The sequence below is a fragment of the Deltaproteobacteria bacterium genome (assembly GCA_030654105.1).
Taxonomy (GTDB): Bacteria; Desulfobacterota; SM23-61; order SM23-61; family SM23-61; genus JAHJQK01.
Window position 1 is genome coordinate 1 of the sequence record JAURYC010000073.1, and the last position, 11,441, is coordinate 11,441.

The 11,441-nt window shown below is 53.6% G+C and carries 8 protein-coding genes and 1 pseudogene; 7 read left to right on the top strand and 2 right to left on the bottom strand.

Annotation, left to right across the window (positions count from 1 at the left end; genetic code table 11):
- Positions 1 to 96: 96 nt before the first annotated feature.
- The 6 genes and pseudogenes from Q7V48_02865 (at position 97) to Q7V48_02890 (ending at position 6,816) form a co-directional block, all read left to right on the top strand.
- Positions 97 to 2,748 carry a nucleoside triphosphate pyrophosphohydrolase gene (locus tag Q7V48_02865; protein ID MDO9209679.1) on the top strand — a complete coding sequence of 884 codons (2,652 nt, stop codon included), beginning with the start codon at positions 97 to 99 and terminating at the stop codon, positions 2,746 to 2,748.
- A 73-nt stretch (positions 2,749 to 2,821) separates the two neighbouring features.
- Positions 2,822 to 3,004 (top strand): annotated as a pseudogene (locus Q7V48_02870) (transposase).
- Between the two features lie 50 nt (positions 3,005 to 3,054).
- Positions 3,055 to 3,738, top strand: coding sequence for a hypothetical protein (locus Q7V48_02875; GenBank protein MDO9209680.1), 684 nt, complete (start codon positions 3,055 to 3,057; stop codon positions 3,736 to 3,738).
- 408 nt (positions 3,739 to 4,146) lie between these two features.
- Positions 4,147 to 5,400, top strand: a complete 1,254-nt coding sequence (locus Q7V48_02880; protein MDO9209681.1) for an amidohydrolase family protein — start codon at positions 4,147 to 4,149, stop codon at positions 5,398 to 5,400.
- Positions 5,306 to 5,659, top strand: a complete 354-nt coding sequence (locus Q7V48_02885; GenBank protein MDO9209682.1) for an amidohydrolase family protein — start codon at positions 5,306 to 5,308, stop codon at positions 5,657 to 5,659. The genes Q7V48_02880 and Q7V48_02885 overlap by 95 nt, the downstream gene beginning before the upstream one ends.
- 41 nt (positions 5,660 to 5,700) lie before the next feature.
- Positions 5,701 to 6,816: a threonine synthase gene (locus Q7V48_02890; GenBank protein MDO9209683.1), complete on the top strand. Its 1,116-nt coding sequence runs from the start codon at positions 5,701 to 5,703 to the stop codon at positions 6,814 to 6,816.
- Positions 6,817 to 6,850: 34 nt separating this feature from the next.
- On the opposite strand, the gene Q7V48_02895 is transcribed toward Q7V48_02890, so the two are convergent.
- Together Q7V48_02895 and thrC are read right to left on the bottom strand one after the other, a co-directional pair.
- Positions 6,851 to 8,020, bottom strand: a complete 1,170-nt coding sequence (locus Q7V48_02895) for an aminotransferase class V-fold PLP-dependent enzyme (GenBank protein MDO9209684.1) — start codon at positions 8,018 to 8,020, stop codon at positions 6,851 to 6,853.
- Between the two features lie 292 nt (positions 8,021 to 8,312).
- Positions 8,313 to 9,809 carry a threonine synthase gene (thrC, locus tag Q7V48_02900; protein MDO9209685.1) on the bottom strand — a complete coding sequence of 499 codons (1,497 nt, stop codon included), beginning with the start codon at positions 9,807 to 9,809 and terminating at the stop codon, positions 8,313 to 8,315.
- 320 nt (positions 9,810 to 10,129) lie between these two features.
- On the opposite strand from thrC, the gene Q7V48_02905 reads away from it, so the two are divergent.
- On the top strand, positions 10,130 to 11,305 hold the full coding sequence (locus Q7V48_02905) for a CoA transferase (protein ID MDO9209686.1): 1,176 nt from the start codon (positions 10,130 to 10,132) through the stop codon (positions 11,303 to 11,305).
- Positions 11,306 to 11,441 lie beyond the last annotated feature (136 nt).

The window sequence follows — 11,441 nt, forward strand, 5'->3', positions numbered from 1 at the left end:
CGCCGCACCGACCGTGTTGAATGCTTCGCTCGGGTAAATTAGTCGACTCCTCACAGAAATGAAAGAACCCCATATTGTGTTTATTTGGAGTGTGCGATGCAGAGAGATGAAGACATTCCTAGTAAAAACCATGACACGCCAAAAGGTGACATCCATCGCCGCGAGAAAAAACGGCTGTCCCCACTTCGGTCTGTCACTGTAATTACCGAAGCAGGTCCAGCGGATTTTTCAGTCGAAGAAATCTCTGCGGAGCGCATTGGCTGGAAAGCATATGGACTTGCCTCATTGCCTTCGGAGTGGGTTCCGCCGTTTCTTGTGATAACCGCATCCTGCTTTGAAGGGGACTGCCGAGATGAAACAATCGATGGGTGGGTTATCGAGTGTCTTGCTCGTATCGGCATCGGTGTAGGTCGTCGGGTGATGGTTCGTTCAAGCGGAACGTCTGAAACGATGCGGATCCGTGGGCAGCTAAATTCGGAGTCCTGCTCACCAAATCAGGTAGTGACCACGATACGGAATCTGACACCGCGGCTATCTCAGATGCTCGGCGGTAAAGTGCATTGGATAGTTCAGGAGTATGTAAATCCCAAACAAAAAGGGCTTCTGTCTAACGAAAGGCGGCTAAGAGAGGAGAAGCGAGACTGGGTTGCAGAGTTCGAGCCCCAAGGAGCCGGCCGAGGCTTCACAGAACCTATCGCGGTCCGGCGATGGCGTGATGGAACCGACCTGACTGAATTAGACCTACGCTGCACTTCCGAATTTGAAGTAACACTCCGCTTGAAACGCGTTGCGATGTGGGCAACCCCACTTTCTTCACGTACTCTTTTCGAATGGGTGTGGGACGGTAAAACGGTCCACATTGTCCAAGCTGATGAAGCGGGGCTGGCGACCGGTGTCAATCCGCGCTCACTCCTTCCGACTCAGATACACTCCTGTGAACTTGCTTCTTTAAAGTTCTTTCATCCGGCGAATCAGGAAGATTACGAACGTTACGGTAAACTGCGGAATGCAAAATTGTATAAAGAACTCGGTTACAACATGCCGGTCTTTTACGTGGTTGATGACAAAGATGTTGTGGAGTGTGTTCTCTCCGGCCAGATTCCTCCTGGGCTGGAAAGCGATCTCGCCGAACTTACAAAGCGCCCCTTGATCATCCGTACTGATGGGGCGAGTATCCCACCAGGCAAGGAGAGCGAAATGCTCCCACGTAGCGACGAGCTTCGCTCACACACAGAGGCGAAAAACTGGCTTCTCACCGATTTCAAATCTAAAATTGAAAAGAGCGGATTGGAGGGTGAGGACCTTTGCTTGATAGCTCATCACTTCATTCCCTCGGTCGCATCCGCGTGGGCGCGTGCGGAGCCAGGCAATAGGATCGTCCGAATTGAGTCACTTTGGGGCATTCCAGAAGGACTGTACTGGCATTCTCACGACACGTTTGAAGTTGATACCCAGACGATTGATGTCGACTTTAGTTGGCCAATTGCATCATTGAAGTACGAGTCTTGGGAACGCCCGCGCTACAAAGGGACATTTATTGCCCCAAACGAAGATGGTAAGTGGGTACCTCACCAAACAGCGCCTCCATATGATTGGAATAAGAGTATAAGTAAAGAGAGTTGGCTTTTTGAAATCGCCCACACAACCAGGAAAGTGGCTGAACGCGAGAAATATGCTGTGTCTGTCATGTGGTTCATTGATAACCACCCTCAAGCGACTGATCACAAGGTACTGCCATGGTTCCATAACAAATCAGAGATAGCTGGTCTTCCAAAGGCCAGCCCGCGACAAAAGCGCAAAAGCGCGAGTGACTTTCGCATAAGAGAAACCGAGGACTGGCAACGACTGCAGGAGGACCTGAAATCCGGGAGGCACATAGAGCGAGTCGTTGTGGAGCCGGTCGATCCAGAGCTCATTAGGAATTATCAATTTGCAAAAGAGTTAGCAGAATTAGCCGCATTGAACAAATTTGTGGTCGAGTTGTCTGGCGGCATACTCTCGCACGCGTACTATATCCTTCAGAACAGTGGCGCCCAAGTCGAATGCATCGATCTATTCGGTGCCGATGAAGACGTCATTGAATACAACAAACTAGTCCGCGACAAAGTTCCAACTCTCATCGAAAGGCGTGGCGAGCGCGCGGAAACTGTGCGATTAATATACGATGCTCTAGTAACTGCCTTGCGGCAGAAGCTGGTCGAGGAAGCATTCGAGACGCTGGACGCGCAATCAGGAGAGGAGCTAATCGGCGAGCTTGCCGACATTCAAGAGATCGTAAGAGTATTGTGCCGAGCGCTGAGAGTAAATCCTGCCGATATCGAGGCGGAGCGTGAGGAGAAAGAGAAGCGCCGAGGTGGCTTCGATAAGGGCTTGATGCTTATCAAAACCGCCACTCCGCATTCCATACAGAAGCAATCCACCACTCCGCATCCCCCCAATCTCGGGCTGGCGCAGCAATCTTCCGAGCCTGTCATTTCCGATGTGGCGAATCTTCCTTCCAAACCTTTGTATCGCCGCCCGGATCTCCGTCAAGTTAACCAGGATATTGAGAAGCTGTTCACCTTTGAGACAGAAATAAGCAAGATCGGAGAGATCAAGGGGATTCTGGATTTCTCGATGCCGATGGACAACCAAGGGGAGCGAGACTTCACCCTAACGGTTGAGCTTAGACGAACAGGCTCTTCAGTGCGCGGGGTTGTTCGGCTACGTCTGCATCCGGCGCAGCTCAAAATGGAATTTCCTGAGTAAATGGGACAGAGAAAAGCTAGCGCATTTGGGGTCAGGTCTTGAAATATAAGTAATTCTCTGCTAGAGTTGTTCCATGGCGAGACCGTTACGAATCGAATACCCGGGAGCCGTCTATCACGTCACCTCCCGCGGGAATGCGCGGCACAAGATATTCAGCGACGATCAGGATCGGGAGATATTCCTTTCCATCTTAGGTGCAGTTGTCAAGCGGTACAACTGGCTCTGCCACGCCTACTGCTTCATGGATAACCATTTTTTATGTTGAACTCAACATAAGACACGTTAGGCCACAGGGAGCAAACGACAATGGCGCGCGTCCTGCACTTCACATCGGGCCCAGCTGACTGGCAGGCGCTGCTGGCCGAGCCCACAAAGCATTGGCGCACCGGATATTCCGCTCGAACATTGGCGCATTGTTGGGAGGCCGCAGACGGATTTCCGCCGGAGGTTTCCTCTGCGCTGGCAAAGTCCACCGATCCGTTGATTGCGGGTCTCGAGCCTGTTCTCGCGGTGCCAGAATTCAAGGTCCCGCTACTGGGCGGTGAACGCGCGTCCCAGAACGACATTTTCGTGCTTGCGCGCTCAAAGGCCGGCCCCGTTTCGATCATGGTCGAAGGAAAGGTCAACGAGCCGTTCGGCCCAACGATAGAAGAATGGCGCGCAGACGCTTCTCCCGGCAAGAAGACAAGACTCTCCTTCCTCCTCCGTAGCGTTGGACTGCCGAAACAAATCGACGGCGCCATTCGTTATCAGTTGCTTCACCGCGCGGCGTCCGCAGTAATCGAGGGTGAGCGCTATCGCGCAGTTGCAGCCATGATACTTGTCCATTCCTTCAGCGCAAAACGTACCGGCTGGTCTGACTACCGCGCATTTCTCAACCTCTTCGGCGTTCGCGCAGAGGTAGGCCGGCCACAGCGGCTTCCCGGTACGCAGGTTGTTCCGCTCTTCGCGGTTTGGATCCCGGGCGACTCCAAGTTTCTCGCCTATTGAGTCATATGCTGTGGCCTAACCCAGCGTTCAACACGGACGCGCCGGCGGCGGGCGTCGGTTGGCAATGCGAGCACTACATCGGCGGCGCGCCGGTTAACTCGTCACGTTAGGCTTACTTTCAAGTCGTAATCCTCGGTTCTCGAATATTGCTTCCACCAATGACTTGGTGAAAGAGAGAATTAAAGATAATCGGACAACGTCTGAGAGGCCAGCTTTTATCTATCACATTTTATTTTATTGAACTCCACCTACCCAAACCATTATAATCCCTTCCAGCATCTGCCAGCGAATGAAAAACCCACCAGAGAGGAGGAGGATTACTATTTTCGATTTGGCGATTTTAGGGGGAACGGTTATCGACGGGACAGGCCGGCCGACCTTGCCCTGCAGGGAGACCGGAGTGTGCGGGTGGCGCCGGTGGGAAAAGGGGAGGCCTTACGGGAGATCTCCGCTGCTGGCGCGGTGGTGGCCCCTGGTTTTATCGATACCCACAGCCACTCGGATTTAATGATTTTAGTGGAGCCGGAATTACTCCCCAAACTCATGCAGGGAATCACCACCGAACTGCTGGGCCAAGACGGTATCGGCGCAGCCCCTATGCATCCGCAGCATGCGGTTCAATGGCGCCAGTATATGGCTGGACTCAGCGGAGACCCGCCCATCTCGTGGGACTGGGAAAGCCTCGGACAGTACGCTGAACGGTTGGCTGCTGTTCCTACGGGTCCGAATCTGGCTCTACTGGTCCCTCAGGGGAACGTCCGCATGGTGGTGATGGGCTTGGAAAATGTATTCGCCGACGCCAACCAGATCAAAGCCATGGAGGATCATGTTCGCCAGGCCATGGAAGAGGGCGCTTTAGGAATCTCCCTGGGGATGATCTACATGCCCTGCATCTTTTCCCGGCGAGACGAACTGGTCAGCCTTTTCCGCACCTGCGGCCGGATGGGAGGCTTTTGGGTGGTCCATATCCGCAGCGGCGGCGACCGCCTGTTGGAGTCCATCCAGGAGGTAATTTCCATGGCCAAAGAAGCCGAGATCCCGTTACACATCTCCCACTTTAAAGCGGCGGGCAAACGCAACTGGCCTAAGATGGAGCTCGCTCTGGAGGCAGTGGATAAGGCCTACCAGGAAGGGTTGGATATTACCTTTGACATCTACCCTTATACAGCCGGGAGCACTATGTTCCTGGCCATACTTCCGCCCTGGGCTTTGGCCGGGGGCACCCAGAAAACAATCCAGCGGCTCAGGGATCCTTCTCTGCGGGCCCAAATTTGTGAACAGTTCATCAACCCCCCACCCCCGGATCCTGAGGGGCCATCCTGGGAAAACTATGTCAATTATGCCGGGTGGGAAAATATCATTATTTCCTCTGTGGAAAGTCAGAAGAACCGATCCTGGGTGGGAAAATCGGTTGCGACAATCGCCAGCCGAGAGGGGAAAGACCCTGCGGAAACAGCCTTGGACATCCTGCTGGAAGAGGAAGGCCGGGTGGGTATGATCCTTTTCAGCATGGACGAGGAGAAAATGGTCCTAGGGCTGCGCCATCCCTTAGGCATGATCTGCACCGATGGACTCCTGGGCGAAACCCCATCCGCGGGTTTATGGAGCCTTTCCCAGGGTGTTAGGGCGTTATGTACGGGAAAGGAAGGATATGTCCCTTGAGGAGGCGGTACGCAAGATGACCTCTTTGCCTGCCAGACGGCTGGGCCTTGAAGATCGCGGGGTACTGGCCGCAGGAAAGGCTGCCGATCTTGTGGTCTTCGATCCGGAAATCGTCCTGGATCAGGCCACGTACGAAAATCCTTGGCAATACCCCACAGGGATCCGGCACGTCATCGTCAATGGGGTCCATTCGGTAGAGAATGGACGATTCACGGGCCAGCGAGGGGGACGGGTGCTATCCCGAAGGTCTCCTACTTAGCTGTACCGAGGGGACCTGTTTTCCCCTAAGGAAGGTGCTCAATGGCATATACCTGTTTTACCTGCGGGAATAAATATTCCCTGAACGAAAAGCTTTTCCGGTGCCCCTGCGGAAGTTTTCTCCAAGTTGAACCCCACGGATTTTTTTCAAAAAAACAACTTGACCGTCGTGACCTTTCTATCTGGAGATATCGCGAGGCTTTCGGCCTTCCCGAGCAGGTCGAACCCGTTTCGATAGGGGAAGGGAGGACACCGGTCGTCCGCAGGAAGGTCGAGGACACCGACCTCCTATTCAAGCTTGACTTTCTTCAGCCCTCGGGTTCCTTTAAGGACCGGGGAGCCAGCGTCCTCATTTCCCTGGCCAAAAGCTTGGAAGTATCTCAGGTGGTGGAGGATTCCTCGGGAAACGCCGGCGCAGCCATCTCTGCTTATGCCGCCGCTGCCGGGATCAGATGCACGGTTTATGTCCCGGCTTACACCCCTGAGGGAAAGCTCATTCAGATGAAGCTCTATGGGTCTGAAGTGGTGAAAGTGCCCGGGAAACGGCAGGATGCCAACGAGGCAGTGATCGAGGCCGCGAAAGAGGCTTACTACGCCAGCCACCTTTGGAATCCCTTTTTTCCCATGGGACTCCAGTCCGCCGCCTTCGAAATCTGGGAACAGTTAGGAGGAAAATTGCCTTCCCGCGTAGTCGTTCCTATTGGAGGAGGCGGGTTTTTAGAAGGCCTTTATTTAGGCTTCGTGGCCTTGAAACAGGCGGGTCATGTGCGGGAAATTCCGAAATTGATTGGCGTGCAGGCTGAGCAATGCCCTCCCATTCACCGGGCTTTCCAGGAAGGGCTTCCAGATTATCGGGAGATGGAGGTCGAGGCGACCGTGGCCGAGGGAATTGCGGTGCAGAAGCCGCCCCGAGGAAAGGCCGTACTCCAGGCTTTGAGGGACAGCGGAGGCCATACCGTAGGGGTCCATGACGAGGAGATCCTCTCTGCTGAGAAGATCCTTTTCTCCTTAGGTCTTTTTGTAGAACCTACTTCTGCTTCCGCTTTGGCAGGCTGGCGGAAACTGCCGAAGGAAGAAAAGGAAGGCGCCCTCGTCATGCTCACCGGAAATGGCCTGAAGGAAACGAAGAAGCTTTCTGATCTTTTTCTAAGCGCATAAGTCACAAGCACTTCGTCGAGGGGTGAGGGAGTACTTATTCGTTTCCTGCAAGGTAATCGATGGCCGCCTGGACCCCTCCTTTTTTAAACGGTATCCCCGCCAGGGCCAATCCCATCTCCACTCCGCCCAAGGTTCCGGCCAGCATCAATTCATTGAAGTCCCCCATGTGGCCGATGCGGAAAACCTTGCCTTGGAGCCTTCCCAGCCCATTGCCCAAGGAGAGATTGAACTTTTCCAGGATAAGCTTACGCAAGGCGTCCGCGTCATGACCTTGCGGAACCTGGACGGCTGTGACCGAGTTGCTGTATTCCTCGGGGTTCAGGCAATTTATCTCCAGCCCCCATGTCCGGACAGCGCGGCGGGTGGCCTCGCCAAATCGATTGTGCCGGGCAAAAATCTTCTCCAAACCTTCTTCGAGGATCATCTGCATCGCTTCTTTCAGACCAAAAAATAAGTTCGTCGGCGGGGTGTAAGGGAAGAAACCTGTCTGGTTAACCTTGATTATCGCTTCCCAGTCCCAATAGGACCTCGGCAGCCGGGCCGATTTCGCTGCGGCCAGGGCCTTTTCGCTCACCACGTTAAACCCGAGTCCCGGCGGCAGCATCAACCCTTTTTGGGAGCTGCCCACCGTTACATCAACTCCCCACGCGTCATGCTGATATTCGGTTAAAGCTAAAGAGGAGATGGTATCAACCATGAATAAGGCGGGATGCCCAACCCGGTCGATGGCTTTCCGAATCTCGGCCACCCGGCTGACCACTCCGGTTGAGGTTTCATTGTGGACCACCATGAGGGCCTTGATGGCCCGCTCTCGGTCTTCGCTAAGCTTCGCTTCGACCGTGGCAGGGTCAACACCATGCCGCCAGTCTCCGGGGATGAAATCGACTTCCAGTCCCAAGCGTGCCGCCACGTTGCGCCACATCGTGGCGAAATGGCCGGTTTCGAACATCAAAACTTTATCGCCCGGGGAGAGGGCGTTCACAACCGCCGCTTCCCAAGCTCCGGTTCCGGAGGACGGGTATATTACAATCTTCCCGGAAGTTTTGCATACCTTTTGCAGCCCTGCGAGCAGCTCCTGGGTTAGCCGGGCGAATTCCGGCCCGCGATGGTCGATCGTCGGACGGCTTAATGCTCTAAGGATCCGGTCAGGTACATTGGTGGGGCCCGGAATCTGTAGAAAATGACGTCCCCTTTGCATAGACATCGATAACCCCCTTATTTCATTTTTTAATCCTCTTACCTGCCTCCCTCTTCTCACACCGACCGAACATTGCGGGTTGGATGTAATCGAAGTAATCAGGACAAACCTTGATGTGCTGGCAACGCCTTTCACAGACCAGGGGAGGAATTTTGGGGTGATTTTTTCTGCGGCGGCAGACGATGAAAGAAACTTCCGGGAAAGCCTTGACCAATTTCTTTCTTTTAATTTTTATGCTCCTTTCCCTTCCCAGAATTAAACCCTTTTAACGGCGTTCTGTTGTGAGATGGGCATGGCCTTAACCCTTTATCCCCAGAAATTGATCGAGGATTTCCGCCATCCTCTGCTTGGCACACACCTCCCTGTGAACTTCGGGAAGGGATTTTAGTTCGATGAGCTTGGCTGGAATGGGCTGGTGGCTTATTGTGGCCAGGTCTTCCAGCAGGGTGAATTCATCCTTACCTGAAGGATCCCGCCCTAAGGCTTCCAACACCGCCCGGTTAAATTTAAAAGGGCTGGCGGTGGAAGCCAGCAAAGCGGGCGTGGGATCACCGGTCTCCTCTCGGTATTTTTGCAAGACGCTGTAACCCACGGCGGTATGGGGATCCATTAGGTACTCTTGCTTCTCGAAAGCCTCTCGGATGGCCTGGAGCGTATCCTGGGGGTCGGCAAAACCCCCATAAAAAAAAGATTGGAGCTGGCGGAGGGGATCAGAAGGAATGTCATACCAGCCCTGGCTGGCCAGTTTTTCCATCCAGGCGGAGACAACGCTGGCTTGGCGCCCCGCCAATTCAAAAAGCAGCCGCTCCAGGTTGGAAGAAATCAGGATATCCATGGAGGGGGATTCGGTCTTGTAAAATTCCCGCCGCCGGTCGTACACACCCGTCCGGATGAAATCAGTAAGGATCCTGTTTTGGTTGGAGGCGCAAATCAGCCGGGACAGGGGTAGCCCGCATAACCTGGCATAGTAGGCGGCCAGGATGTTGCCAAAATTGCCCGTGGGAACGCAGATCAATATCGGCTGGCCGCGCTGGATCTTCCCGGCCGCCACCATATCATCATAACCTGTAAAATAATAAGCGATTTGAGGAGCCAGCCGCCCCCAGTTGATGGAATTGGCCGAAGAGAGCCGGAAGTTAAAGGTAGCTAATTTTTTATTGATGGCCGGGTCGGAAAAGATCTGCTTGACTCCGGTTTGGGCATCGTCAAAATTTCCTTGCACCGCGCAGGCCCCTACGTTTCTCCCTCGTTGGGTCACCATTTGTAACCGTTGGATTGCACTTACTCCTTCATGAGGATAAAAAACGAAAATGCGCACATCCGGGGCGTCGGCAAACCCTTCCAGGGCCGCCTTGCCCGTGTCTCCGGAAGTAGCAACCAGAATCACCACTTCATACCTTTCGGTTTCGCTTTGAAGAGCGGTGGAGAGCAAACGCGGCATCAACTGCAGGGCCATGTCTTTAAAGGCTAAAGTTGGGCCATGCCAGAGTTCAAGGATGGCCGTGCCATCTCCAAGGAAGCGGACCGGGGCAATCGCAGGCGCATCGAAGTTTTCAGCGTAGGCTGTTTGGCCCGCCGTTAAGAGTTCGGCCGGCGTGTAATCAGGGAGGAAACTTTGCAGGATTCTAACCGCTCTTGCCGCATAATAATTCTGCCCCATACCGGCAAATGGGTTCGGGCCAAGGAAAGGAAAGGCAGCAGGAACATAAAGGCCCTTGTCCTCCGCAATCCCTTTGATAATGGCTTTTTTCGAAGCGATCGATGGAGCAGAACCCCGCGTACTGATATATTCCATGTTGCCACATTATCATATCCAACTTCATCTCGCAACTAAAGTTGACCCCTCGCCATCTTCACATTGGATATTTTCGTTCATAAATTTTAGGCAATTTACTTGCCGACCCCAAGTTTTTTTGAGTGATTACTTCTATTGTGGTTCGGGCGGGGAGGGCCCTTCCTGCCCGAACCGGCACACCAACTGGGAGAAAGGGGCTATCCTTCAAAACTGGGGGTGGGCGAGAGGCAAAGAGGCAAATTATTCTTGACAAACCATGGAACCCTCTATTAAAGTCAAAAGACTTATTTAAATAAAAAAAAACGGAAAAGACAAGCCTGATGCCCCTTGCCAATATTAAAGTTCTTGACTTGACCCGATTCGTGGCCGGCCCCTTCTGTACTTTGCTTCTGGCCGACATGGGCGCCGATGTCATCAAGATCGAAACTCCAGGGCACGGCGACGACGCCCGATACCAGGGGACCATCATCAAGGGAGAAAGCTGGTATTTCGTTGGGATGAACCGAAACAAGAAAGGTATGACCCTGGACCTAAAAGCCAAAGAGGGCAAAGAGATATTCCTCCGGTTGGTTGAGAGGTCCGATGTGGTAGTGGAAAATTTTCGGCCAGGAATCATGCGCAACTTTGGTCTCGATTACGAAACCCTGCGGAAGGTAAACCCGGGCATCATCTATTGCGGGATTTCCGGTTTTGGAAAGGACGGTCCCTACGCTCTTCGCCCGGCTTTTGATTTTATTGCCCAGGGGATTTCGGGGTTTATGAGTATTACGGGTTTCCCCGACCGGGAACCCGTGAGGACCGGAATTCCCATCTCTGACTCTGTGGCGGGGATCTATGGGGCCTATGGAATCCTCGTCGCTCTGATGGCGAGGCAGCATACGGGAAAGGGGCAGGAGGTCCAAACCTCCCTGGTGGACGCGATGATCAGCGTTCTGAGCTTCCAGGCCGACCGTTATTTCGGGCTCGGTGAGGTGCCGGAACGGTATGGCAATGATCACCCCGTGTCTGCTCCTTATGGCACTTTTAAGGCCCTGGATGGCTACATCAACATCGCCCCCGCTGGGGACCCAATGTGGGAAAGGCTGGCCCATGCTCTCGGCCTCAAGGAATTGCTCGAGGACCCCCGCTTCCAAACCAACGATCTCAGGCGCCAGCACCGCCAAGCACTAAACGAGATCGTCAATGAAATTACCCGTAAGCGGACAATGGCGGAATGGATCGAACACTTAAATAAGGAGGGTGTTCCCTGCGGTCCAATTTATAATTTGGCTCAGACCTTTCAAGACCCTCAGGTCAGGCATCAGGAGATGGTGTTGGATTTGGATCAACCGTCCGGAAAGGTAAAGACCCTGGGATTCCCGGTCAAAATGAGCCATACCCCGGCGAAAGTCCGGCGCCCGGCGCCACAGTTAGGGCAACACACCATGGAAATCTTGACCAACCTCCAATATTCCCCAGAGCAAATTAATGAATTAAAAACGAAAGGCATAATCTGATTGTCTTGGATCAATCGCTCCCAGGGAGCGGTAACGATCTTCGGATATTAACCCTCAAATTCGAACGAATAAAGAAATTTCATGCCATGGAGGAAGATAGATGAGCAAACCCAGCGTTACCATTCGGGAGGTTATG